Here is a 26,396-nt window from a genome sequence, read left to right as displayed (position 1 = left end):
TTTGGCTAAAACAGGAACGAATTTCCTCGTTTTCGCCACGGTCTATCTGACAATTGCCGCAAAACTCGACTTGCTTGCTTATTGTGCGTTCACAGCGTCCTTGATGGCTTGCTTCAACTGGTCCTGAGCCTGACCGTACGCGTTGAAATCGCCCTTCTTCAAGGCTGCGTCGGAATCCTCCATCGCCTGATTGGCTGCATCCAGAGCTTTCTTGAGTGCAGCGTTATCTTTCGTGGAAGACTGTCCGCTCGTCGAACCACCCGATTCAGTTCCTTCTGAAGTGGAATCGGACTGCTGGCCTGTGGCATTCTCGGCATCGCCTGCCGAAGCGCCAGAGTTGCCGCCGAATACTTGATTCAGAGCTTCATCCAAGGTATTGGCAAAGCCAACCTGGTCGCCGAAGGCAACAAGAACCTTTTTCAGCAATGGGAAGCTGGTGTTGCCGCTGGATTGCACATACACCGGCTCGACATAGACCAGACCGCCACCGATGGGAAGCGTGAGCAGGTTGCCGCGCTTGACCGAGGTGCTTCCTGATTCAAGAAGATTCAGTTCCTTGGAAACATCGGCATTCGCATTGAAGTTGTTCTGCGCCTGACCGGGTCCTGGAACACTGGCATCCTTGGGAAGCTCAAGAAGTCTCATGGTCCCGTAGTTCGCTCCGACCTTTCCTGCGGTGCGACCGGCATCGGAGTCAACGGAAAGGAAGCCGGTGAGAATCTCCCTTGTGGAAGTGCCTGCAGGGATATAGGTTGACGTCAACGAGAACAAAGGCTTGGCGGTTCCCGGCGTTTTCATCGTCAAATAGTATGGAGGCTGCAACACGTCATCTTCCTGATTCAGCTTGGATTCCACTGGATCGATTGGTGTCTGCCAGAAGTCCTCTCCCGAGAAGAACTGGTTTGCAGTATTCACATGATATTTTGCGAGCAGCTGACGCTGCACCTTGAACAGACTCTCTGGATAACGCAGGTGACTCATCAGGTCGCCAGAGATGCTGGAAATTGGCTTGTACTGCCCGGGGAATACCTTTTCCCATGCCTTGAGAACAGGGTCTTGCGGATCCCATGCATACAGATTCACCGAGCCGTCATAGGCATCGACGGTTGCCTTGACGGAATTGCGGATGTAATTGGCATTCTGCGATCCCAATCCCTTTACAGCAGATGAGGTCTGCGTTGTGGAGTCCTTGGTTGCAGAGCCGAGATCGACGGTCTGCGAATAGGGATAATTCGCCGATGTCGTATATCCGTCAATAATCCACTTCACGCGCCCATCAACGACCGCTGGGTAAACGCGTCCATCCAAGGTGAGGTATGGCGCGACCTTGGCAACGCGTTCCTTCGGATTGCGGTCGTAAAGAATCTGAGAGGACGGAGTGACGCGGTCAGAGAAGAGAATCTGGTCAGAACCAAAGCGAATGGCATACATAAGACGGGAGAAGAGGTTGCCGACGCTGGGCCCACCGTTGCCGGTGAAGGTGTTGGTAGCTCCCTCGGAACCCTTGGGATAGTCGAATTCCCAGGATTGCGTAGCCTTTGGAGAACCCACAATGGAATATTCTGGAGCATTTGGAGAGAAATAGATCCTTGGCTCATAGTGTTCAGCATCGGTGAGCTTTCCCTGCGTCGGAACTCCCGATTCGAAGAATTCAGGCTGACCGTCAGGTGTCACCTTGTTGCCGTATGCAGCCACAACGCCATAACCATGCGTGTACACGGTATGGTCGTTGATCCAGTTTCGATTGTCGTTGCCTGCGAGGTTCAATTCACGCGCGCCGATCAGCGTATCCTGACTTCTGCCATCGATGTCATATTTATCGACTGCGAGCGTGTCCTCGAAATTGTAATACTGCTTGGACTGCTGAAGCTGCCGGAACGTGGGAGACACGACCTGCGGGTCAAGCAAACGAATCTGTGCGGTTGTTTCCGCATCCTCAGCCAATGCGCCAGATTTGCCAGTTGTCGTCGCCTGATAGTTCTCCACTTTCAACTTGTTGAGTCCGAAAGCAGCGGTTGTCGCCGCAATGTTCCTCTGAATATAGGCGGATTCCGTTTCCTGCTCGTTAGGATTCACCTTGAATCGTTGAATGATCATAGGAGCTACGCCCGTGAGCAGAATGCTCACCACCACAACGGTGGCTATTGCGATGGCCGGAACCTTCCATTCCTTCAGCATTGAGGACATGGAAGCGCTTGGCAGCGCATTCTCCCTGAGACTTTTCGCATTCATGATCCAGATGCCCAGAATGATGCCCAGCACCAGGGTAAGCGCCGACATGATGATGCCTGCAGGAATGGTGATATGAACCGATGTGAAGCCAGCGCCCGTGATGCGGTCACTTTGCTCGGTCACGGTGTCGAAGATGCCAAGAAGAATACGCGCCGACCAGACCACCATATTGACGATAAACCATGCGCCAACCTGACGGCGCGCATGCTTGGTCATGCCGATGATGCTGTGGCCACGCACAGGCATGGTAAGACGGATGCCACTCATAAGGAAGTTCGTGATCACGGAGAAGACTAGACCTGCCAGCAGCAGCATCGCAAGCGCACCCATGCACAGCTGCAGACCGGGGAGCACGAACACGAAGAAGCCGTCGTCAAGGCCGAACTGGGGATCCTTCGTGCCGAAGGATTGCGCGTGGAACATCATCACCAGCTGTGCCCAGTTGGTATTCAGTCGAGAACCGAAGACCAGGCCAACTATCAGCGAAATGATGACGGCGGTACGTCGAGCCGCCTTTGAGCTCACCGATTTGCCAAGTTCGATGACATCACCCTTGACTCGTATGGTCGAGCCATCTGGATCGGCGGGACGGTTCCGAATCGCCATGGTTGCCGAACCATAGGTAATCAATGCCATGACGATTGCATACGCCAGCCACAGGCCGACCTTGATCGCGAGCTGTGTCCAAATCACCGATGCAAATCCAAGCTGAGTGAACCACATGACCTCAGTGATGAAATGTGACAGCAATGCAACGGCAGCGAGCACGATAACCACGGCAAGAACGACACCGATAAGGATCTTTGCTCCCAGCGAATTGCCTGATCCACCGGATCGATGGGCAGTCACGCGAAAGAGCGGCTTGCCACGTCGGGCACTTCCCGAAGTGTGGCTGTCGTCTCCATCAGTGCGAATGTCATCGACATGCGCCTCATCATCATTGCCCCGTCGGGACCCGCGCCCGTCTGAGGGGTCTTCGAACATATGCGAAAAACTACCAAAAAATGACATGATTCAAGACTACATGAACCCCTCCAGATAGCATGGAACCCTATGGAAAAGCTGAACAATGGACGATGCTCTCCTGCATCCGTTCTGAAGGCATCTGTTCTGAAGGCATGTGTTCTGAAGACACGCAACGGCCACTCGATGCACCTGCGGGGCTGGGCATCCATCATCGCTATGGTGCTCACCCTGCTTTCCTCTGCCTGCTCGACTGGACAGCAGGAACCGACGACATCGCAGCCTCCAGCAAGCACACCGGCAAGCACGTCAGCGAACATTCATCTCGATATCAGCAAGCAGGAAGTTCCGTCGCCACACCTTAGCGAACAGCAGAAGGCCGCGTTGCAGGCCAGCAAGCGTGTTTCCACGATGTCAGTGCAGGATCAGGCAGCGCAATTGGTGATGATTTCGCTTCAGGCAGGCTCAGCTACGAGCACGATTCAAGACGACATTGAGAACAGGCACATCGGGTCTGTGCTTCTGTTTGGCAACAGCACGGCAGGCGTGGCCGCTGTCCATGCCGAAACGCAAGCGCTGCAAGCCTATGCGCGCAATGGCGACGGTCTGCTCGTTGCAACCGATCAGGAGGGCGGAACCGTGCAGCACCTCAAAGGTCCGGGATTCGCACAGATGCCCAGCGCCGTCATGCAAGGTCAGATGGATACTCAGACTTTGCGCACGAATGCACAATCTTGGGGCGCGTCACTGCAATCTGCGGGAGTGAATGTTGATTTTGCACCATCGGTTGACACCGTGCAGACTCAGCCACGTGCGAACAATGCCGCAATCGGAGCCCTCAATCGAGATTTCGGCCTCGATGCCCAAGGCAATGCCGCGCACGCCTCCGCTTTCATTCAAGGCATGGCCGATGCTGAAGTGTCCACTGCGATAAAGCACTATCCAGGCCTTGGAGCAATCGCAGGCAACACCGATTTCACCAATGCAGGCATCATCGATTCCACGACGACGCTGGATGGACAGGAAATATCTGCATTCGATACGACGCTTCAGTCACAACCCGCGTTTGTCATGATGTCGCTTGCCACATATTCGAAGATCGACCCCAACAATCCTGCAGCATTCTCGCCAACGATCATGCAGGGTCACCTTCGAGATGAGGAGCACTTTGAGGGCATCATCGTTTCAGATTCCCTCTCGGCTCAGGCTCTGTCAGGGATACCGGTCGGTGAGCTGGGCGTTCGCTTCATTCAGGCTGGCGGCGATCTCGTGTGTGCCGACGCTCCGGGTTACATCGAAACAATACTCGATGGGATCATTGACACGGCACAGAAGAACGCGGATTTCGCCCAGCAGGTCAAGTCGTCCGCCACTCGCGTGCTCACGCTCAAATACGAGAAGCAACTGATGCATTAGCCCGCAGGCATCTGCGGGTCATATGCTCCTATCCTGCTCGGGATTTCTTCTGGCCCTGATTGCCCGTCGATAGACCTCTTCGACCTGATCGGCTACTGCTGAAACGTCATAGGATGTGAGCAGGCCCTGCTCTTCGTCATGCACCTGGCTGGACCACGCTTGATTCGTGAGCGCCTTGGCGATGCTCTCTGCCAGAGCCTGGGCTCGTCCTTCTCCTCTGACCGGAAACAACACATCCTCCTGGTTCATCAGGGTACTTCTATAGCCCGGATTGTCACCGGCAAGCACCACCTTCGAGCCTGACGCTATGGCTTCGAGCAGCACGATGCCGAACGATTCTCCACCCGTTGAGGGGAAGACCGCCACATCGGCGCTTGCCAACAGTGAGGGCTTGTCATCCTCATCGATGAAACCGATGAAATTGCAAGGCAAGTGAAGGTCACTGGCCTGTTGCTTCGACTCTTCCAAGAGCGGCCCTTTGCCTGCAAAGGTGACATGCATATCCGTGGGGAAAAGATGATGGCTCTCTCCCCAATGCAAGGCTTCAATCAGCACCTTGGCACCCTTGCGTTCAACGAAGCGACCAAGGAACACCACATGCGGACCGTTGCCATGGAACGCTTCGATGGAACGCTGTCCGGCTTGTTCCTTGCGCCGCTTAAAACCTTGCACATCGACGGGATTGGGTATGACGCAACTATCGACGTGCGCCGTAAGATGCGCATAGTCTGCTGCCACCTTGGAAACAGATATCACGTCGTCAACCCGTCTGTGAGTATGCGCATTGATGGCTCCAAGCATTTTCCCACCGAGATATGACAGCATGCCCGTAGGTGCAATATGGTAGGTTGCCACAACTGCTGTGGCGTCGTCAGCACGATTGAGAACCCTGCCCGCAAACAGAGGACTGTAGGGTGCCTGAACGTGAAGAACATCGAAGTTGCACTCGTCCAAAACATGGCGAATAGACGAAGCTTTGGAGAGGATGGGGATTCTCATTCTATTGCCGTTGAACGCCACCATCATGTTGCGAGCCAAGGGATGAATGTGTTCGACAGGCCTTCCTGCAGTCTGGCCGACAAGATAGTGGACTTCATTGCCCCGTCTGGCCAGCTCCTTGCCGAGGGTGAGTATGTGTGCCTGAACGCCATCCAGCACATCGAGGGTGTCGTCAAAAACAAAGCCTATTCGCAACGTCATGCGTTCGATGGTAGTACCACGCTTCGAGGGAGAACCAGAAAGGAGCTCAGTGGCCACGACTCACTGAAGGCTCACCAACGACTCACAGACCATGGCAAGCGGCAATTGGCTAGCATAGGTATCAGTCATTGATTTTTCTTCGGTCGTGAAAGGCTCCCATGAATCCCATGATTGGCATAGCCCTGCTCTATGCACCAGTGTTGCTTTTTGGCGGACTCTTTATCTACTCCTTGTGGAGGGAGCCGCGGCAATTTAGAAATTCCATCTACCTCAGCCTGTTCCTCATCTGCCTGGCGACCAATCTGTTGATGGGATTCGGCCAGGAATGGATGATTCTGCCAATTCTCGCCGCCATCACGATATGCCCGATCATCGTCATCGTATTTCTTGGCATCAACTCGATTGTGGTTGCGAGGCATGAGGGATTGTCGAGAACTACGATGCTTCCAGCTCTGCTCGCATTCGCAATCGTCCTGTTCTTCATCGCCTTCCCTCTGCTGACCGCAATGCATGCTCCCCGGGCTTTGGTCAGCATTGCAGGATTGATCGTTCTTGAAGGAATATGGTTCTTTTTCACCTTCACCGCACTTCTGGCCTACTCGTGGATTTATCGACTCCTGCCAAAGCGCAGACGTTACGACTACATCATCATTCATGGTGCAGGCCTTCAGGGGACCGAACCCACTCCCCTGCTGAAAGGCAGAATTGACAAGGCGGTTCGCCTCTGGAAACGTCAACAGGGTTACGGCAAGTTCATAGCCTCAGGAGGTCAGGGAGCTGACGAGCAAATCTCCGAAGCCGAGGCGATGAACAGATATCTGCAGCAGCAATGCAAGGTGCCCGCCGAAGCCATTCTGCTTGAGGATCGTTCGACAACGACCATGGAGAATCTCGAATTTTCCAAATCCCTGATTACCGAGCACTCAGGCGGGCATGACTATCGCTGCGCCTTGGTGACGAGCGACTACCATGTCTTCCGTGCAGCGGAATATGCGCATATGCTGCATCTCAAGGCCGATGGAGTGGGCAGCCACACGAAGAGCTACTATTGGCCGACAGCTTTCATACGCGAATTCGTTGCGATTTCAATCGATCATAGATGGCCATACATCGTCATCGCCTGCATCTGGCTCATTTCACTGTTGCTTCAGACTTTTGGACCAGCATTGTCACAATTCATGCACTGACTACACCACAATGCTTGCAACATCGTGCCTTGTTGCCGCGTCCAAACATGAAATTGCGAGTTTTGTTGCCATGTGAAAGCATCGAATGATCTTATCCGCGGAATGTGAACTCAATTCCAACGAATTCTGACCTTGTACTCGATGCAAGGCAACAAAACTCGCAATCTTGTGGTTTCTTGATGATTTTCTGACTACGCTTGAGCCGTTTCCAGTTTCACCTGCTTGGTTGTTGCATGAATCTTCCCATTTTCAGAGTCTGCCTTGATGCCATATTTTGCATCGTGACGAACCCACCATGATGACAGCACCGAACCTGAGATGTTGTGCCATACGCTGAAGAAGGTTGAAGGGATTGCAACGATTGGATTTGCGGCAAACGCCTGAAGGGCAAGTGTCGCGCCCAATGCCGAATCCTGCATACCGACTTCGAAGGTGACTGCCTTCTGCTGTGCATAGCGGAAACCCTTGGGATATATCTTGTACATCAGCTTGCTGAACAGGAAGCCAAGAGTATAGCCACTCAGATTATGCAGCATCACCACAGGAAGCAGCAGCGCGGTTTGAGCCGTGAACAGCTTGCCGTTGTTGGCAGCGACGACCACGCCAATGATGACGAGTATGGCTATCTGTGAAACCGCCGGCAATGCCAGCGTGACCTTCTGAACATGCTTGCCGAAGATCGTATGAACGATAACGCCCAAGGCGACAGGAATCAGCACCACCTGAACCGAGGTGAGGAACAGCTTCTCGACGGGGATCTGAACATATGAACTTGCAAGACCGCTCATCAACAGTGGCACCATGATTGGCGCGCATAGCGTTGAGAGCAGACCGATCGAAACGTCCAAAGCCACATCACCTTTGGAAAGGAACGACATCACATTCGATGATGTTCCCGAAGGGCAGCAGCCCACAAGGATGACGCCTACTGCAATCATTCCTTGCAGACGGAATATCCAGCACAGGAGGACGGCCAGAAGAGGCATGATCAAGTAATGAGCCACGGTGCCGACGATAACCATCAGGGGCATGCGGATAATTCGCTTGAAATCCTCAATACTCAGTGTCATTCCCATTCCAAAAAGAATGATGCTGAGGAAATAATTAACGTAGCTCTTCGCCCACAGACTGGTCTGCGGTTCGAAGAAGTTGAGTACTGCCCACAGCACGACGACGAGTGTGAACCACTTTGTCAGCCATGAGCTAAATTGCTGGACTTTTGCCATTGTATTATCCACCTTCCCTTCTCAAGACGGGAAACCTACGCTGATTCCAGCCTGCGGGAAGGTGGATGACCACCATGTGAACATAGTTAATACATGATTCGATGCATGAATGACGCGCCTACAGTTGTGCGACTATGTCCTTTTCGATGCTTTCAGGAGTGGTTGTCGGAGCGTAACGATTCACCACGTTGCCCTGCCGGTCGACAAGGAATTTCGTGAAATTCCACTTGATGCTTTTCATGCCAACGCCAGATTTCTGGTCCTTGAGCCACTCATAGAGTGGATCTGCATGATCGCCGTTGACATCAATCTTTGCAAAGCGAGGGAACTCAGTGCCGTACTTCACACGGCAGAACGATCCTATTTCCTCGTCTGTTCCAGGTGCCTGACTGTTGAACTGATTGCACGGGAAATCAAGGATTTCCAAGCCCTTGTCCCTGTATTCGTGATACAGCTTCTCAAGCCCTTCATACTGCGGAGTGAACCCGCATTTGGTCGCCGTATTCACAATAAGCAACACCTTGCCCTGGTATTCTCCAAGGCTCACATCATTGCCCTTCGGATCCTTGACAGTAAAATCATAAACACTCATTCCAGCTCCTTCAGATCGATAACCAGATCAGGTTCAAACAACTGTTACCCCAACAACTGTTACCCCAACAACTGTGACCTCAACAACTGTGGAATTATCTTTCCCTTGATTATTCGCGCATCTCTCCCCCATATCCACCTTTTCAGCTCTGGAAAAGAATCAGGACTATCAAGTTACGCAATTGCGGTCGCATTCAGTTGAAATCAACGATTCAGCTCAGCATGCCCACAAAATAGCGATGCAGGGAGAGATCGTCGTTCAATTCGGGATGGAATGAGGAGACCAGCATGTTGTTTTCGCGTGCCGCAACGATATGCCCTCTGACTTCGGAGAGGATCTGCACCTTCTTCCCCACGCTTTCGATATAAGGCGCACGAATGAAGGTCATCGGAATGGTTCCTACGCCAGTCACCTCGCCTTTGGTGAAGAACGAGCCAAGCTGACGGCCGTAGGCGTTACGCCTTGCCGTGATGTCCATCAGCGCAAGATGGGTGTCTCCATCTTCGACATGCTTGGCAAGCAGCAAGAGTCCCGCGCAGGTGCCGAAGGTTGGCAGCCCGGCAGCGATGAGTTGGCGCAAGGGTTCCGCCATATCCAGATCGTGCAGCAGCTTGCCCTGCACCGTCGATTCGCCACCTGGCAGTATCAAGCCGCTGAAATGCTGCTCAAGGTCTCGTCGCTGTCGAATTTCAACCGTTCGGATGCCAAGCTTCGCCAGCATATGTTCATGCTCGATGAACGCTCCCTGCAGGGCAAGCACGCCGATTACACGTGACGAATCGCCAGAATCGCGCCCACCGGCGTCGCCAGCGTCACCAACATCGCCAACATCGGCAGAATCGTTACCTGCATCATCCCCAGCAACATCTACCAGCGGCAAGTTTTCCTCAGAATCACTCACTTGCCACGCTCCGCCATCAGCAGCGCAATTTCATTCTCGTTGATGCCGACCATCGCCTGTCCGAGACCTTCGGAGACGCGGGCCACCAAGTCAAAATCGTTGTAGTTCGTCGTTGCCTGAACGATTGCAGAGGCGCGCTGTGCAGGGTCTCCCGACTTGAAGATGCCCGATCCAACAAACACACCCTCGGCACCGAGCTGCATCATCAACGATGCGTCAGCTGGCGTGGCAACGCCTCCAGCCGCGAAGTTAACGACCGGCAGTCGACCGTTGTCATGCACGGAACGAAGCAGTTCGACAGGAACTTCAAGCTGCTTCGCCTTCTCGAAGAGTTCGTCGTCACGCAGTCCTGCAACCTCACGAATCTGGCTGTTCATTTCGCGCATATGGCGCACGGCCTGCACCACATCACCCGTTCCAGGCTCGCCCTTGGTACGTATCATCGAAGCGCCCTCGGCGATTCTTCTCAAGGCCTCGCCCAGATTCTTGGCACCACAGACGAAGGGCACGCTGAACGCGGTTTTATCAATGTGATACACATCATCGGCAGGAGTCAACACTTCAGATTCGTCAATATAGTCGATATCGATGGCCTGAAGAATCTGTGCCTCCACAAAGTGTCCGATACGGACCTTTGCCATCACAGGAATCGAGACAGCCTTCTGAATACCATGTATCATCTTCGGATCGCTCATGCGCGACACTCCGCCAGCTGCACGTATATCCGCAGGAATGCGCTCCAAAGCCATGACAGCGCAAGCACCCGCATCCTGAGCGATAACAGCCTGTTCCGGCGTGGTCACATCCATGATGACCCCGCCTTTGAGCATCTGGGCAAGATTCTTATTCAATTCATATCTATCATTTGTCATACGCATAAGGATACCCATCATCGAGTTTCAGACAAGAAACGTATCACAAAGCCGCAGGCGCATGCGCCTGAGGCTCGGAACGACCCCTATTAAGAAGCCTTGTCATTTATGGACGTTCAATGAAGCCAATGAAGCGTGCGTTGGAATTCACACGTTGAACTTGAACTCTACGATGTCTCCTGGCTGCATGACATAGTCCTTGCCTTCCAGACGCATCTTGCCTTCATCCTTGACCTTTGCGTAGGATCCCGATGCAACCAGATCGTCATACGAGACGATCTCGGCCTTGATGAAACCCTTTTCGAAGTCGGAGTGAATCACGCCTGCGGCCTGAGGGGCCGTCCAACCCTTGTGAATCTGCCAGGCGCGCACCTCCTTCACCCCAGCCGTGAGGTAGGTCTGCAATCCGAGAATATCGAAGCCGACGCGTGCCAGCTGGTCCAGGCCGGATTCCTGCAAACCCGCATCGCGCAGCATCTCCTCGGCATCGGCCTCATCGAGTTCGGTGAGATCCGACTCGAATTGCGCATTGAGGAATATGGAAGGCGCGGGAGCCACGGAAGCGGCAAGCTTCTTCTTCACATCATCGTTCTGCAACTCGTCGTCATCGACATTGAACACATAGATGAATGGCTTGGCTGTCATCAGATGGAGCTCGGCAATGTTGGCCTTGTCGATGCGCTTGTCCTGCGCGGCGTGGTCGATGGTTTCGCCACCTGCGAGGATGTCCTTCGCCTTCAACACCGCATCCATAAGGGACTTGTCGATCTTGTTGCCGCGAAGATCTTTCTCCATCTTCGGCAATGCATGCTCAATCGTCTGCAAATCGGCCAGAATCAGCTCGGTGTTGATCGTGTCAACATCGTCTGCCGGGTCCACCTTGCCATTGACATGGACGATATCGTCATCTTCGAAAGCTCGAACGACCTCGCAGATAGCATCGGCCTCTCGTATGTTGGCGAGGAACTGGTTGCCCAACCCTTCTCCCTGTGAAGCGCCTTTGACGATGCCTGCGATATCAACGAACGTGACGGTAGCAGGAATGATCTTCTGCGTGCCCACCAGCTTTGCCAAAATCGGCAGACGTTTGTCAGGCAATGCAACGATGCCGGTGTTCGGCTCGATGGTGGCGAATGGATAGTTTTCAGCCAGAACGTTGTTTCTGGTCAAAGCGTTGAATAATGTGGATTTGCCAACGTTTGGCAGTCCGACGATTCCTATGGTTAATGACATGGCTTCTAGTCTAAGGCCAAGGCGGACGAAGTGGCGGTGCCGTGCGCCACCTTCGTCCACACGCATCGTTGCGACTCGTCTATGAGCCTCATGAGCGCCTTTTTTGCGTTACATGGCTGATGTTATTTTCCCACGACAGCATCTACGGCCGAGAAGATCGAACCCCTGAAACCGTGCTGCTCCAATGCGGACACGCCTTTGATGGTGGTGCCCCCAGGAGAGCATACGGCATCCTTGATGGCGGCAGGAATCTGACCGGTAGCTATCTGCAATGCTCCGGTGCCCTGCACCATCTTTCCCGCCAGACGATAGGCGGTCTGGCGTGGCAAACCATATTTCACCCCTGCATCTGCCAGCGATTCGATGAACATGGCCGCATAGGCGGGACCACATCCGGCAACGACGCTGCCAACTGACATCTGCGCCGTTTCAACGCGTTCGAACAATGCGACAGGGCTGAACATGGCCTCCACAATCTGCCTCTGATGATCGCTGAGTGAATCCTCAGCTTCTGCGATGACGACTCCCTGACCGACGGCGATGGGCGTGTTCGGAATCGTGCAGATCACATGGGTCTGAGGAAGGAGCAATGACTGATATTGCTCGAGGGTCCATCCTGATGCGATGGAAATGATGAACTTGTCATCATGCGCCACTTCGGTTTTGATGGAATCGACAATAGATTCAACCAGATAAGGCTTTACCGCGATAATCACGATATCCGCAGCGATGGCAACCTCGGTCGCAGAATGCAGTGGGCGAGCGCCAATCTTCGCCACACTCTTTTCAAGCTTGCCGAAATGACCTGCGCAAGCCACTATCTGCTTGCCTGTCACCACTCCCTGATCCACAAATCCTTCAGCCATTGCCTGCGCCATATTGCCATAGCCGATAAAACCGATGGTAAGTGAGCTCAAATCCATAGTCGTCGCCTTTCTGCACTGTCGTGAATATCGCTGCTTTCGAAGTCGGAACGCAGTTCAACTCAGTTACTTCTTCTGCACCACTTCTGTCACCAGTCAACGATAATCAGCATAAGCGACCGGTGGAAGGATTCAAGGCTCTACGTTGTCTGGCCGGCTCAAAGTGTCAAGCGAGTCATGCAGACCATTAAACTTGGGTAACGTGCACTCATTTATTCAGCGTTTCCGTTCTGCGCTTGGCAACCGTATGATTCAGGACATCCTTTCTGGCACCCTGATCACAGCGCTGTTCGTACTGCTTGCCGACAAAGGAGTCGATTACAACGGATTGCTGTTTCGATTCCCGGCATGGGCCATGATTCCCTGGACGATTGCGCTCGGCGTGCCTTTGTTGATTCGACGCACATACCCTCAGACTGCAGCTCTGATCTTCGTTGTGTGTGTTCTTCTTCATCTGATTCTTGGCCCGAGTGCGCTGTCCTCGGACATTGCTTCCCTGATGCTGCTCTACAGCGTTATCGTCTATGGCAATCCGAAGAACACTCACCACTTTCTCTTCATTGCTGGAGCCATGGGCTTGCTCACGATCATGGTGGGAGCCGTGTCGGAATCATTCGGTCCGCTTCTGTCTCCGTTGTGGTACACGTCAGCGAAAGCCGAAACGTTTGCATGCACATTGCGCACTCAGGCCTTTTTTGATGCAGACTGCACGGATTCCTTGAAAAGGGTGATGCTAGTTCTCGGGATTGCGGTATTCATATCGTTGATAAGCGTCATCCTGATGGCTTACTGGCAGCGTGCCCGGAGGCATTCCATCCAGCTTCTGCAAGAGCGCAACAAGGCTCTGCTGTCCCGTCAGGATGAGGAGCGACAGATCGCGGTACTTGCAGAGCGTGCTCGCATTGCAAGGGATATGCATGATGTTGTGGCGCACACGCTGTCATCGATAATCGTCCAGTCGGATGCCGGAAGATATGCGGGAAAGCACGATGTTGATATTGCGCGAATGACCATGCGAAACATAGAAAGTGAGGGACGTTCTGCGCTTTCCGGAATGCAGTCGCTGCTGGGAACGATCACTGTTCGCGATGATGGTTCCCTTGAAGAAAACAGGACTGCGCAAGAATCTGCTGATGCCTCTTCATCGCAATCGCACGAAGGGGAAGCAGCAGCCAGGCGGGAAACTGCGGCTGAACTAAGCGATAGCCGAGATCAGGGGGCTTCTCAGTCAACTGTCCACGATTCTGTCACGCAATCGGTTGAACCTCATGCCGGGTTGGTGCATGAATCCAGTGTCGATTCGGCACGGAGCGCTCTCCCCTCGACCACCTATGCCGATATTCCCATGCTTATCTCGCACGAGAATGCCATCAGTCCTCAATCTCATGTAAGTCGGCATATCAGTGGCAAGGCAAGCCCGGATATGCTCACTGCTGACTGCCAGGAGACATTGTTTCGCGTCGTTGAGGAAGCTCTGAGCAACGTGCGCAAGCATGCTGGTTCCGTGGTCCAAGTCGTGGTCGATGAACAGTGGTCGGATCATGAGATACGTCTTACGATTCGCGATAATGGACGAGGCAAGCATGCGAGCGAAGACGGTCACGCGCCGGGTTTTGGATTGCTCGGCATGCGGGAACGAGTGGAGGCGTGCAACGGCTCATTTCATGCCGGAGCACTTGCCACGGCTGGCTTTGAACTCGTCGTAACGCTTCCTCTTACTCCACTGGACAATGAGAAAGCTAGCGGATTCAAGTCGTTCATCCACCAGGTGCAGTTGACCATCGACCTGTTCCGTTCCCAACCTCTGCATGTTCATGATTCCGATCATTCGCGCAAGCCGAATCCGATTGAGCGATTCTCCCAGTGGACTCAGCGCCACTACGTCTTGGTGGATACGATAGGCGCGATAATCATATGGGCGTTCTTCCTTGTCAGCCAGCTCTCCAACAAGACGTACCTGTTCTATTCGTCTTCTTCCGCCAGCCCTTCGAGCATGGTTCTGATACTGGTTACTTGTGTTATGGCCTTGCCTCTCTGCACGCGCAGACGTTTCCCCTTCATCACTGCGGTATTCGTGGCTGTCTGCTGCACGGTTCAACTCTTGTTCGTTCCCGGCGCATTTGCCGTAAACATATATGCGGTCGTGTATCTGTCGTCGGCAATCATGTATGGCCGGCGATCACATATGGTGAAGCTGCTGAGCCTTGCCACACTCGACTCGGTGCTGCTTGGAATGCAGACATATTTCGCAACCGCAGATACTGGCAGAAGCTTGATTGACATTGCGCGTGATGCAATGCTTGGCATCAGCATGAATTCGGACGTGCGTTCGGTTCGTGATGGACTAGTCACCACCTTGTACATGCTGCTGCTGTGTGGTGGTTCAGCAGCATGCGCATTGTGGGTACGTGCACGAGGCAACAATGTACTGGTCTTGCAAGAACGCGAGGAGGCGATTCTGCTCGAGCAGCAGCGCCAAATGGTGTTGAGTGCCGACAACGAGCGAAATCGCATCGCATCGATCATCCAGCAGGAAGTTACGGATACGCTGATGTCTGTTGTCAATCAGGCAGAACACGGCTTGCAAACGATCGACGCCCTGTATCAGAACAACATGGCAGGTAAGTCTGCAGATTTGTTTCATAATGATTCCAACGAAGGCATTCTTGATGAGGCATTCGGTGCGATTGGCCGTCAGGGACGCACCGCTTTGGCACATATGAGAACCTTGTTGGGGGTACTGCGCACAACCGGATTCAGTGACGCTGATTCAAAGAAGTCACATGCAGTGAACGGCGGTCTGCCAAGTTCCGAACTGAAACCCGCTGCCTCGCTCGATGTACAGCTTCACGATGCAAAGCTTCACGATGCCCAGCTACGTCAGACGCTTCATGGCGAGTTTCACGTACAGAAATCCCAGCATGCAAACCAACACAACACTGTGGAAAGCGCAACCAAGGAAAGCGATGAATCATGAACATTGGCGACGAGATAATCAAGGTAAGCGTTGCAGACGATCAGGAACTGGTTCGGGCTGGTTTCGCCATGGTCATCAATTCTCAACCTGACATGCGCGTCGTAAGTCAGGCGAACGACGGTCAGCAGATAGTTGACCAATGCAATCGTCTCCATCCAGACGTTGTGCTGATGGATGTGCGCATGCCCGGTCTTGATGGCATATCGGCCACTGAACAGATTACCGCATCAACAGAGCATGACAGTACGCACGTGATCATTCTCACAACCTTCGATCTTGATGAATACGTCATGTCTGCGATCAATGCTGGGGCTTCCGGTTTCCTTTTGAAGGATACCGAACCCGAGACTCTGCTCTCTTCGATCCGAACCGTGCATCAGGGCAATGCGATCATCGCCCCAAGCGCGACCAAGCGTCTGGTCGAGCACATGATGGAAACGGGTTTTGTCGAGGATTCCTGGAGCAACGACAAGGCCGGGACACCCAAACCCACGCGCTCGCAGGGCTTGGACTCCCCTTCGCCGTCTGTTGCTCCGCCTGCAGTGGAAAGCTATCAGGATCCAGAGCTCTCAGAACTTACCGACCGCGAGCGCGAGGTCCTTGTCGAAATTTCACACGGGCTCAGCAATCAGGAGATTGCCGAGCAGCTCTTCATCAGCCTGCCGACCGTGAAAACTCATGTGGCTCACATTCTGCAAAAAATCCACGCTCGTGACCGTGTTCAGGCGGTCGTTTTTGCCTACGAAAACCATTTGGTCTCGTAATATAAATCAAGATTGCGAGTTTTGTTGCCTTTTTCATGTATCAAAGCGAATATCGGCTACATTTAGTCAACATTTCAAGGAAAAAGTCTCTGATACTTCTAAAAAGGCAACAAAACTCGCAATCTTGGTTTTTTCAGTTTCAGCTTTGCAGGTTAGGCTTCAGCGAGCGCGCTCACTGGCGAAACTTTGGTCGCGCGGCGGGCTGGGATGATGCTCGCAAGCAATGCGGCCGCCAATGCGATGATCACGATCGTGCAGGCCATGCGCCAATCGAAGGGGAACGCAACCTTGCCGAATGGAGCAAAGACAACGTATGATCCCAGCCAGCCAAACAAGGTTCCGGCGACAATTCCGCTCACACCGCTGCCAAGCGAGATAAGGATTGCTTCAACTGCCAATGAACGCCGCAGCTGGGCTTTCGTCATGCCGATGGCACGCAAGGTCGCCGATTCCTTCTGACGTTCGATGACAGACAGACTCAGGGTATTCGTCACGCCGATCAACGCGATAACCACGGCAACGGCTAGCAGCGCGACCAGGATCATCAACACCGCATTCACCATCTGTTCCCATAGTGCACGCTCTGCAATCGATCCGATCACATTCACGCTCGCATATGAAGATAATGCATTCTTCACATTGTCGACCAGATTGGCGGTACTGGCTATGCCATTGCTCTTCACCCAAATCTGGTTGCTGACATGGGTCAATTCCATCGAATCGAACGTGCTCTGCGACACAATACCGTACAGACCGTTCATGCTATCGATACCCCGATATGTTCCGATGGTCACAGGAATGTCCTTCGAGTCGGAACTACCGGAAGATATCGGAAGCGAATGCTGCTTCTTCAAGGCGGCATCGCTCTTGGCGGAAGTCGATGACAATACCAGCTTGCCGCTGTCCAGATCTTGGGAATTGATCATGCCATGCATGACATCCGCGATGTTACCTGTGTTCACACCGTAGATATCAATCGACGTGCCTTTATACTCTCCACTGGTAATCGTTGCGGTTGCACTGCTGACCAACTCTGCTCTGCCAACCCCTTCGACCCTTTCGACCTTGTGCAAGGCTGAAGCATCCAAGGATTGACCAACGGCCTGAATGTCGACGCTATAGTGCGAGTCCAGCACCGTTCCCATAGTCGCCTTTGCGCTCGCAGCCCCAATTCCCAGGCAAGAGACCAAGGTCACGCCTATGAGCAAGGCTGAACCGGTTGCAGCAACGCGACGATGATTCTTCTGAATATTGGCACTGGCAAGCGTTGAAGCCGCACCAATGTGGGAGATGAGTACTCCAACAGCCTTGAGCATTGCAGGAATCCACATGCGCGACATGACAAGCATGCTGACGAAGCAGAAAATCACACCTACAATGGCAATGAGCACCAGGGTTTCAGAGTTGGTATCCGACATGTGCGAGCCGTGCGTGGATGCATATGTCCGATAGATTGCGAGGCAGCTGAGCGCAAGGCCAGCAAGCAGCAGCAAGATTCCAAAGATTGCTCTCGCCTTCCCCGAACGCTTGTTCTCGGAGGCTTCAATTGGCTGCAGAGCTTCGAGGGGCGTTACCTTGGTGGCCATGCGAGCTGAACTTATGGATGCGGCAGTCGTTGCAATCAGTGCGAAGACGATAGGGATTACAATAACCTGCCAGCTTGGAATCAGCGCGAAGGAAACGTTTCCAAGGGTCGTGCCGGCAACGGCAAGAATGGCCATCAGTCCCATGGCACATGCCACGCCGATCACCGATCCTGCAAATCCAAGAATCAGCGATTCGAGCACGACCGAACGATAGAGCTGACCCTTTTTCGCACCGATGGTTCTGAGCAGTGCCAAAGTTCTACGCCGTTGTGCGACCATCACCTGGAAGGTGTTGCCGATCACCAGACTGGCAACGAACATGGCAAGAATGCCGAACACAAGCACGAAGGTCGTGATGACGTTGGTGCCACCGCTGCTGAGCTGCTTGATTTGCTGATCCTGCAAGGTCTGCTTTGATTGCACTGCAAAGCCCTGTGGCAGAACGCTCTTGACATGGTCAACCACCTGTGACTCGGTTGCGCCTGCAGTGGGATGTATCGTGAGGAAGACTTCAGATGTATAGAGGTCGTTGAATCCTGTCGAGACGCCTTGAACCGCTGCGATATCGGATTCACTCAATACGCATGCGCCTCGATAATACGAGAACGCTCCGGCGCCATCATGGGTGATGCCAACGACCTTCATGCCGGCAAGTGATCCGCTCGTACCGTACATGCTGGTTTCAGCGGCGGTGCTGACGCTCACCGTTGAACCTACGCTGAGATTGAGCTGCTTGGCCACACTGTCCGCAATGGCAACCTGCCCAGATGCCTTGGGCCAGACACCTGAAGTGAGCTGCAGGGGCAGCATCGATGAAGGTTCCGCAGCAGCAATTGCAATGGTGGAAGTGTGCCTGATGCCTTCTCCCCCAAGCTTTGCACTGATTTCCATAGGTGTGGAAACATCGGTTCTGACGCCTTCGACCCCGTTGAGATTCTTGAGTTCTTGAAGTCGGAAATCTGAGACAGTTGACAACGCTGCGTTATCGCTGTCTGAAGGGGTCTTCGGAGTCACCCCGTAATTTGCCTCGCCAAAGTTGGCGGAGATCTGCTTTCGCAGCGAATAGTTCAATGTGTTGCTGAAAAGGAAGGTGCATGAAATAAACATGGAACCAACCAGAATGGCAATGCCGGCGGGAATCAGCATTGTCAGATTTCGTTTCATTAATTGCATGGTTACTGACCACATGATGGTGTCCTTATAGTGCTCTGATAGACGACGTGATGATGCGAACGATGACGCTCAATGGCAGATGAATTCAGCGAAGCAACGCTGAATTGACCTGTGCTGTAACGGTTTGCTGAGTCAGAGAACGGCGACGCTCCTGCATCAAGAGATCGTTCATGCGGTCCGGGTTGGGATTGGCTTCGTCGGCGACGATGTTCCCATCGGCGAAAACGATGGCACGATCGGCGTATGACGCTGCGACGGCATCATGCGTCACCATGATGATGGTCTGACCAAAGTCGGTGACGGATTTCTTCAGGAAGCCCAGAACCTCGGCACTCGACACGGAGTCGAGATTGCCGGTTGGCTCGTCAGCGAACACCACGTCAGGCTTTGTTATCAAGGCGCGGGCAATGGCCACACGCTGCTGCTGACCGCCAGAAAGCTCATTTGGCCTGTGCTCCAAGCGATCTTTCAAACCGAGCGTCTGTGTGAGCATGCGGAACCATTGTTTGTCGACTTTTCCACCCGAAAGAGTCAAGGGCATAAGAATGTTCTGCTTGGCCGTGAACATCGGAAGAAGATTGAAACTTTGGAAGATGAAACCGATTCGATGCCTACGAAGCATGGTCAGGTCAGTGTCGTTCATCGATGTGATGTCGAATCCCGAGAAGACGACCTTGCCGTGCGAGACTGAATCCAGTCCAGCAAGCGTGTGCATCAGCGTAGATTTTCCTGAGCCGGAAGGCCCCATGATTGCCGTGAACTTGCCTCGTTCAAACGCCACATTCACTCCGCGAAGTGCATGCACCGCATTTTCTCCGCTTCCATAATCCTTGACTACGTCGATTGCTTCAATCGCGGTATCACGATGCATGCCATTGTTGGGGTTTGCCAAGGCACGCTCAGCATTCGTGGGATTCACAGTGCTCATCTTCATTCTCCTCTGATGTATGACGCTCGGTTCGCGCCTGTATATATCAAGAATATGAAGCACCGAAGTACGCTGAAATCAGACAAAAGACTGATTTTGCATACGAAACAGGCAAATTCTCAGGATTCTTCCATGCATTTCTCATTCTTAAGGATGACATGCCCTGTATCAGCCAGACATCAGCAGGAAGTGAATCGTGCGTGACATGCGTACCATGTAGGATAAGCGTTCACGTACGTTGAAGGATCGAGAGGTTGGACATGGCGAGCATCGTTCTAGGAATTGCTGATTCGGCCCGATTGTTTGGGGAGGGCGCTCAGCACTCGACAGAGCCACTGATGACGATTGTTGACGCGCATGAGCGCGTGGTAAGTCCTTTTGACTATGCCGTCACGCGCGGCGACGGAATTTTTGAGGCGACCACCGTATGGCACGGCACGCCTATCTCCTTGCAGGCTCACCTGCGCAGACTTGCCCATTCTGCCGCGTTGATGGAATTGCCGAAGCCGAATGTCGCAGAATTTTCCCGAGCAGTTGACGAAATGATCGCTCACTATGATGATCCTGAACCCGGTCCGATTCTACGCATTCTGGTCTCCCGTGGCCTGGATGCGGAAACGGGCATTGGCCGTGCCAGCGACGGCTTACCCCATGTCTGGATGTTTCTCGATGCGCAAGGGGCGCTGCACGACACCGATCCGATCACGTTGACCGCGCTGAACCGTGGATATTCCTCCGACATCACATCCCGTGCCCCTTGGCTGCTCAATGGTGCGAAGACCTTGAGCTATGCGGTCAATATGGCCATGCACCGGGAATGTGACCGTCGCCATGTCGATGATGCCGTCACGACTACCGAGGATGGCTTTGTGCTGGAATGCCCGAACTCTTCAATCGTCGCCCAATATGGCAATCGTCTGGTAACGCCGAATCCTAATATCGGCATTCTTCATGGAACCAGTCAGCGTGAACTGTTTTCGTTCAATCAGCAGGAAGGCGGCAGCTGGGAATATGCGACGCTCCCCTTTGCCCGCCTACTGGAAGCGGATCATGTGTTCATGACGCACGGTGGTTGGGTTATACCGGTGGCAAGCATCGATGATACGAAGTTTGTCGTGAACCCTGACTTCGTGCAGCGCGCCAACGATGCGATTCATTCTGGACGAACGCAAGAGGAAGCATTGCAGATACAACCAGATGAGGGCATGTTCTAAGCTGCCTCAGAACATGCCCTCATCTTCAATTCAAGTCCAGCGCACGGAACTCACTACTCGGCCAGTCCGGACTCCTTCAGAGCTGCGAAGCCACCCTTCAGATCGTCAAGGATGTCGTCAATGTTCTCAGTGCCAATCGAAAGACGAATGGTTCCTGGATGGATGCCCTGATCTTCAAGTTCCTCAGTGGTTTCCTGCGAATGCGTGGTGGAAGCTGGGTGAATCACCAAGGACTTCACATCGGCAACGTTTGCCAATAGCGAGAAGAGATGGAGATTGTCGATGAAGACACGAGCCGCATCCTTGCCGCCCTTCACGTCGAAGGTGAAGATTGAGCCTGCGCCATTCGGGAAGTAGCGCTGATACAGCTCATGATCGCGGCGACCTGGAATGGACGGGTGGCGAACCGCCTCCACCTCAGGCACGGTCTGAAGATAGTCAACGACCTTCAACGCGTTCTCCACATGACGCTCGACACGCAAGCTCAGGGTTTCCGTGCCTTGAAGCAGCAAGAATGCTGCGAATGGCGAAAGGGTCGCACCGGTGTCACGAAGCAGAATCGCACGGATGCGGGTGACGAAAGCGGCAGGCCCCAGCGCTTCAAAGAATTTCAGCCCATGATAGCTTGGATCGGCTTCGGTCAACGTGGGGAACTTTCCTGGAACTTCATTCCAGTCGAACTTGCCACCCTCTACGACCACACCACCGAGTGCGGTGCCATGTCCGCCGATGAACTTGGTTGCCGATTCGACAACGACGTCTGCACCATGCTCAAGCGGACGGAACAGATAAGGCGTGGCGAAGGTGTTGTCAACGATCACTGGAAGATGGTGCTTGTGCGCAATCGCGCTGATGGCTTCGAAATCTGGCAGGTCTGCGTTGGGATTGCCAAAGGTCTCGAAATACACCAGTTTGGTATTATCCTGAATGGCGTCCTCAAAGTTCCGCGCATCTTCCGGATCGACGAATGTCGTTGCAATGCCATCGCGAATCAACGTGTGCTTGAACAAGTTATACGTTCCGCCATAGATGTTCTTGCTCGATACGATATGATCCCCGGATTGGGTGATGTTGCGTACCGCATATTCGACTGCAGCGGCGCCGGATGCAACGGCGAGACCCGCTGTGCCACCTTCAAGAGCAGTGATGCGATCCTCGAACACGCCCTGAGTGGAATTCGTCAGACGACCATAGATGTTTCCTGCGTCCTGAAGGCCGAAGCGTGCCTCGGCATGATCGAAATCATGGAAGACATAACTCGTCGTCGCATAGATCGGAACTGCGCGCGAATCGGTAGCTGGGTCTGCCTCTTCCTGTCCAACGTGAAGTTGGAGGGTTTCAAAACGGTACTTCTTGTCTGCCATTGCTGCTCCTTGTATGGTTTCAACATTTGCTCACATCATCAATATCGACCACCATCACTGGAAGCCGTGTCAAATGCGAGATTATGTGGTTGCAAAGCCAAGCGCAAGCCAGAAACGCGTATCGGTTATCGCCATTGTTTATAACGTATATAAGTTTCGCTCAGCACAAGGGATAGCACCCTTTTCAAGCACGGACACCGACATGCATGGGAGTGCTCAAACTGCGCTATTGTTGCTGTGTGAAGGCGGATACCTCAACAGATCCGACTCACAAGCAACAAGGATGCGAAGATACCGATGACTAACGATGTGACTCTTTTTGATCGCGACCCACAATACATTCCACGCGTCGCCGCCGTACATGACATGTGTGGCTATGGCAAATGCTCGCTGACGGCCGCCATTCCAATCCTTTCAGCCGCAGGCTGTGACGTGTGCCCCGTTCCAACGGCCCTGTTCAGCGCCCATACCATGTACAAGGACTTCACGTTCCACGACACGACGGACATGCTCCCCGGCTATCTGGATGCCTGGCGAAAGGAAAACGTCGAGCTGGATGCCGTATACAGTGGCTTTCTTGGCAGTGCGGATCAGGTGAGCATCATTCAACGCCTGTACACTGAGTATCCGAATTCCTTGCGTTTGGTCGACCCGGTTATGGGCGATGCCGGCAAGATGTATCCCACCTACACCAAGGAGCTGTGCGATGCGATGGGCAGGCTTGCCGACGGCGCTGACATTCTGATGCCGAATCTCACCGAAGCCAGCATCCTGACCGGGCGCGACTACCCTGGTCAGAACATCAAGGATGAGGAAGTCACCTCATGGGTTCAGGCTTTGCTTGATCTTGGCGCAAAGAACGTCGTGCTGAAAGGCATCGACAGAAATGACGGCTCGATTCGCAACTATGTGGCATCGGCAGCGCTCGGCGATGCCAGCCATATGGTCGAGCTTGAGCATGAGAAGCTGCCATTCATGATTCATGGAACGGGAGATGCCTTCGCATCCTCACTGTGCGGCGCAATCATGGCAGGAAAGAATCTCGCCGAAAGCGCTCGCATTGCAGGTGAATTCGTCCGCTCGGCAATGATGGACACACGTAATCAGCCCCATTACCAGGAACGTGGCGTCAGCTTCGAGCTGAGTCTTTTCGAATTGACGTCATTGGTTCACTGACGTACCAAGGGCACCAGGTCTTTTGCCTGCTGCAGCCCGCATTGCTATCACCCATGTCTCGTAGACCTTGAATTTCAGTTCTCTTGCGCTGAGATTCCGGGACTACGCCGACATGGGTTCTCTGTATGTGCATTCACTTCTTGTGCATTGATTCGTTATGCGCAAGCTCTTTGGGCACGGGCTTTTGTGGGCACAAACCCTTGCTGGTTCCGACTCTTGCTGGTACCGACTCTTACGGGCACAGACTCGTTATGAACACAGACTCGTTATGCCTTGTGTGGATCAAGGATGTGGATACTGATATGGACAATTGGATACGCATCCACAGCCGAATTGCGAACAGCCACATTCGACCACATCTCTAAGCTTCAGTTTCTTGGATGTCCTCCGCATGGTCAACTTGAATGCATGAACATACAACTTGCAGAAGGCACGCATCCCATTTCACCCCCTTCACCGAATCAGTTGCTGGATCCAGGCTTGAGTCCAAAATCGCTGGGAATGCTGGGCGAACGATACGCCGAACATTGGCTGATCTGTCGAGGTTGGCGAATTCTCGGCCGAAACTGGCAATCACGGTATGGTGAACTTGACATTATCGCCGTAGACACCGATGGGATGATTGTCTTTGTAGAGGTGAAAACGCGCCGTAACCGAAGATTCGGCAATCCTCAGGATGCCGTCGATTATAGAAAGCAGCGCAATCTTCGACGTGCCGGATCGCAATGGCTATGCGACACATCGCATCGAGTTGCTCATCATGGCGTGCGCTTTGATGTGGTTGCAATCTCAGTGCTTGGCAACACCGTGTACGTGAATCATCTTCGGAGCGCGTTCGCATGAGAATTGGAACTTCACTCTCAATTGGCTTGGTCGGCTTGAAGGCCTGTCCCATAGCGATTCAATCGTTTATTTCGCCTGGACTTCCCTACTTTTCCATTATCGGGTTGCCGGACACCTCCGTTTCAGAGGCGCGAGAACGGGTGAAATCAGCCTGCTCGTCCGTCGGTTTTTCATGGCCAGAAACGCGGATCACCGTCAACCTGTCTCCCGCCTCCTTACCGAAAAAAGGATCGTCATACGATGTGGCAATCGCTTTGAGCATCCTCTCTGCAGGCTCATTTATTCCCTCTGAGGCCATTGAAGATGAGCTTGCCATTGGAGAGCTGAATCTTGATGGCAGTGTCCTCCATGTCAACGGTGTGCTTCCGATGATTTTGCATGCCAAGGCTCGCGGCGTGCGCAAGGTAGTCGTTCCCTCTACCAACGAAGCCGAAGCTGCCCTGGTTCCGGATATGGAGATAACGGGTATCAGACATCTTGGCGAACTTGTTGAGATGCGAGGTGGCAAGGCTGTGTATCGCATACAGCATCAATCCAGAACGACACCGTTCGGCTCCGGCACATCATTGGTGGGCAAGACTCGTGATTCACCAGACGCATCCAATTCGGCGACATTGCCGGAGCATCCTTCACATGGCTATAGCACGCTGGATATGAGCCAGGTCATTGGTCAGGAACAGGCAAAATGGGCGTTAACCGTCGCTGCAGCCGGTGGCCATCACATGATTATGACTGGACCGCCGGGTTCAGGCAAGAGCATGCTGGCTTCACGTCTACCGACAATACTTCCGCCACTCAGCGAAGAGGAACAGCTGGAAGTGGCATCGATACGTTCCCTTTGCGGCAATCTTCACCAGTATGGAATAACGGACATTCCACCGTTCATTGCCCCGCATCATACAGCTTCAACCGCTTCACTGGTCGGTGGCGGAAGCGGCGTTGCCCTGCCCGGCGCCATAACGAGAGCTCACCGAGGCGTGCTGTTCATGGACGAGGCACCTGAATTTTCTCCACGAACCTTGCAAACCTTGCGCGAACCACTGGAAACTGGCCTTATTGCGCTGTCCCGAGCCAAAGGTACGGCATTCTTTCCAGCTAGATTTCAGCTCATCATGGCTGCAAACCCTTGCCCATGTGGTTTCGACTTTGGCAATGGCGAGCGCTGCACATGCTCGGTGAAGGAGCGGACGCGATATTGGAATCGTCTGTCAGGGCCAATATTGGACCGCATTGATATTCAGTCACAGATTCGTGAAGTATCGGAGATGATTGAATTGCCCACTTCAACCGTGTCTTCGAGTGAAACCATACGCAAAGTGGTTCTGATGGCACGAAACTGTGCCAAAGAACGCTTCCACGGTTTTGGTTGGAATTGCAATGCTGATGCCAGCGGCGAATGGCTGCGCAAGCACACCTCCAAGAAGGTACTCGCAGTGGTCAATACCGTGCTGGGACAAGGCGGACTGAGCATGCGTGGAGCTGATAGGTCGATTCGGCTATGTTGGACGCTTGCAGATCTGAATGGCCATACCAGTCCGAACATGGCTGATATCGAATCAAGCATTCAACTGAGAACGAGACTCTCATGAACCGCAGGGAATCAGACCGCAGGGAATTAAACAACAC

At 53.3% G+C, this 26,396-nt stretch carries 19 protein-coding genes; 8 read left to right on the top strand and 11 right to left on the bottom strand.

The genetic code is table 11. The features are described 5' to 3' along the window. Positions 1 to 78: 78 nt before the first annotated feature. Positions 79 to 3,243, bottom strand: a complete 3,165-nt coding sequence (locus QN215_RS05070) for a UPF0182 family protein (RefSeq protein ID WP_369345002.1) — start codon at positions 3,241 to 3,243, stop codon at positions 79 to 81. A 42-nt stretch (positions 3,244 to 3,285) separates the two neighbouring features. On the opposite strand from QN215_RS05070, the gene QN215_RS05065 reads away from it, so the two are divergent. After that, a complete protein-coding gene (locus tag QN215_RS05065; RefSeq protein ID WP_369345001.1) occupies positions 3,286 to 4,611 on the top strand; it encodes a glycoside hydrolase family 3 N-terminal domain-containing protein in 1,326 nt (441 codons plus the stop codon). Positions 4,612 to 4,629: 18 nt separating this feature from the next. Here the strand turns inward: QN215_RS05065 and QN215_RS05060 are convergent, their stop codons facing one another. Continuing rightward, positions 4,630 to 5,811 (bottom strand): glycosyltransferase family 4 protein, encoded by a 1,182-nt coding sequence (locus QN215_RS05060; RefSeq protein WP_369345000.1) that lies wholly within the window; start codon positions 5,809 to 5,811, stop codon positions 4,630 to 4,632. 158 nt (positions 5,812 to 5,969) lie between these two features. Here QN215_RS05060 and QN215_RS05055 point away from each other — a divergent pair, with 158 nt between their 5' ends. Next, a complete protein-coding gene (locus tag QN215_RS05055) occupies positions 5,970 to 6,998 on the top strand; it encodes a YdcF family protein (protein ID WP_369344999.1) in 1,029 nt (342 codons plus the stop codon). Positions 6,999 to 7,189: 191 nt separating this feature from the next. Here the strand turns inward: QN215_RS05055 and QN215_RS05050 are convergent, their stop codons facing one another. The 6 genes from QN215_RS05050 to proC all read right to left on the bottom strand — a co-directional run bounded on the left by QN215_RS05050 (position 7,190) and on the right by proC (position 12,745). Continuing rightward, positions 7,190 to 8,224 carry a bile acid:sodium symporter family protein gene (locus QN215_RS05050; RefSeq protein WP_369344998.1) on the bottom strand — a complete coding sequence of 345 codons (1,035 nt, stop codon included), beginning with the start codon at positions 8,222 to 8,224 and terminating at the stop codon, positions 7,190 to 7,192. A 118-nt stretch (positions 8,225 to 8,342) separates the two neighbouring features. Further along, on the bottom strand, positions 8,343 to 8,816 hold the full coding sequence (locus QN215_RS05045; RefSeq protein ID WP_369344997.1) for a glutathione peroxidase: 474 nt from the start codon (positions 8,814 to 8,816) through the stop codon (positions 8,343 to 8,345). A gap of 211 nt (positions 8,817 to 9,027) precedes the next feature. Continuing rightward, positions 9,028 to 9,582 (bottom strand): pyridoxal 5'-phosphate synthase glutaminase subunit PdxT, encoded by a 555-nt coding sequence (pdxT, locus tag QN215_RS05040; RefSeq protein WP_369345072.1) that lies wholly within the window; start codon positions 9,580 to 9,582, stop codon positions 9,028 to 9,030. Between the two features lie 131 nt (positions 9,583 to 9,713). After that, positions 9,714 to 10,589 carry a pyridoxal 5'-phosphate synthase lyase subunit PdxS gene (pdxS, locus tag QN215_RS05035; protein WP_369344996.1) on the bottom strand — a complete coding sequence of 292 codons (876 nt, stop codon included), beginning with the start codon at positions 10,587 to 10,589 and terminating at the stop codon, positions 9,714 to 9,716. Between the two features lie 147 nt (positions 10,590 to 10,736). Then, positions 10,737 to 11,822, bottom strand: a complete 1,086-nt coding sequence (gene ychF, locus QN215_RS05030) for a redox-regulated ATPase YchF (protein WP_369344995.1) — start codon at positions 11,820 to 11,822, stop codon at positions 10,737 to 10,739. Positions 11,823 to 11,944: 122 nt separating this feature from the next. Next, entirely contained in the window at positions 11,945 to 12,745 is an 801-nt protein-coding gene (gene proC, locus QN215_RS05025; protein WP_369344994.1) for a pyrroline-5-carboxylate reductase, read from the bottom strand. 247 nt (positions 12,746 to 12,992) lie between these two features. Here proC and QN215_RS05020 point away from each other — a divergent pair, with 247 nt between their 5' ends. Next, positions 12,993 to 15,722: a histidine kinase gene (locus QN215_RS05020; protein ID WP_369344993.1), complete on the top strand. Its 2,730-nt coding sequence runs from the start codon at positions 12,993 to 12,995 to the stop codon at positions 15,720 to 15,722. After that, a complete protein-coding gene (locus tag QN215_RS05015; protein ID WP_369344992.1) occupies positions 15,719 to 16,486 on the top strand; it encodes a response regulator in 768 nt (255 codons plus the stop codon). Before QN215_RS05020 ends, QN215_RS05015 begins: the two co-directional genes overlap by 4 nt. Positions 16,487 to 16,638: 152 nt before the next feature. Here the strand turns inward: QN215_RS05015 and QN215_RS05010 are convergent, their stop codons facing one another. Both QN215_RS05010 and QN215_RS05005 read right to left on the bottom strand, forming a co-directional pair. Continuing rightward, on the bottom strand, positions 16,639 to 19,236 hold the full coding sequence (locus QN215_RS05010; protein WP_369344990.1) for an ABC transporter permease: 2,598 nt from the start codon (positions 19,234 to 19,236) through the stop codon (positions 16,639 to 16,641). A 94-nt stretch (positions 19,237 to 19,330) separates the two neighbouring features. Next, positions 19,331 to 20,116: an ABC transporter ATP-binding protein gene (locus QN215_RS05005; protein ID WP_369345071.1), complete on the bottom strand. Its 786-nt coding sequence runs from the start codon at positions 20,114 to 20,116 to the stop codon at positions 19,331 to 19,333. Positions 20,117 to 20,433: 317 nt separating this feature from the next. On the opposite strand from QN215_RS05005, the gene QN215_RS05000 reads away from it, so the two are divergent. Beyond that, positions 20,434 to 21,387 (top strand): aminodeoxychorismate lyase, encoded by a 954-nt coding sequence (locus tag QN215_RS05000; protein ID WP_369344989.1) that lies wholly within the window; start codon positions 20,434 to 20,436, stop codon positions 21,385 to 21,387. Between the two features lie 53 nt (positions 21,388 to 21,440). On the opposite strand, the gene QN215_RS04995 is transcribed toward QN215_RS05000, so the two are convergent. Next, positions 21,441 to 22,751: an O-acetylhomoserine aminocarboxypropyltransferase/cysteine synthase family protein gene (locus QN215_RS04995; RefSeq protein WP_369344988.1), complete on the bottom strand. Its 1,311-nt coding sequence runs from the start codon at positions 22,749 to 22,751 to the stop codon at positions 21,441 to 21,443. A 297-nt stretch (positions 22,752 to 23,048) separates the two neighbouring features. On the opposite strand from QN215_RS04995, the gene QN215_RS04990 reads away from it, so the two are divergent. The 3 genes from QN215_RS04990 to QN215_RS04980 all read left to right on the top strand — a co-directional run bounded on the left by QN215_RS04990 (position 23,049) and on the right by QN215_RS04980 (position 26,359). After that, the gene (locus QN215_RS04990) at positions 23,049 to 23,927 is read left to right on the top strand and encodes a pyridoxamine kinase (RefSeq protein WP_369344987.1); all 879 of its coding nucleotides are present in this window, start codon (positions 23,049 to 23,051) and stop codon (positions 23,925 to 23,927) included. 408 nt (positions 23,928 to 24,335) lie between these two features. After that, entirely contained in the window at positions 24,336 to 24,770 is a 435-nt protein-coding gene (locus QN215_RS04985; protein WP_369344986.1) for a YraN family protein, read from the top strand. Beyond that, a complete protein-coding gene (locus QN215_RS04980; protein ID WP_369344985.1) occupies positions 24,767 to 26,359 on the top strand; it encodes a YifB family Mg chelatase-like AAA ATPase in 1,593 nt (530 codons plus the stop codon). Before QN215_RS04985 ends, QN215_RS04980 begins: the two co-directional genes overlap by 4 nt. The last annotated feature ends 37 nt before the right edge of the window (positions 26,360 to 26,396 follow it).

Origin of the sequence: Bifidobacterium sp. WK041_4_12 (assembly GCF_041080795.1) — a bacterium.
GTDB classification, from domain to species: domain Bacteria; phylum Actinomycetota; class Actinomycetes; order Actinomycetales; family Bifidobacteriaceae; genus Bombiscardovia; species Bombiscardovia aquikefiricola.
Note: the sequence above shows the minus strand (reverse complement) of the source record. Positions and strands in the feature narration are given on the sequence as shown.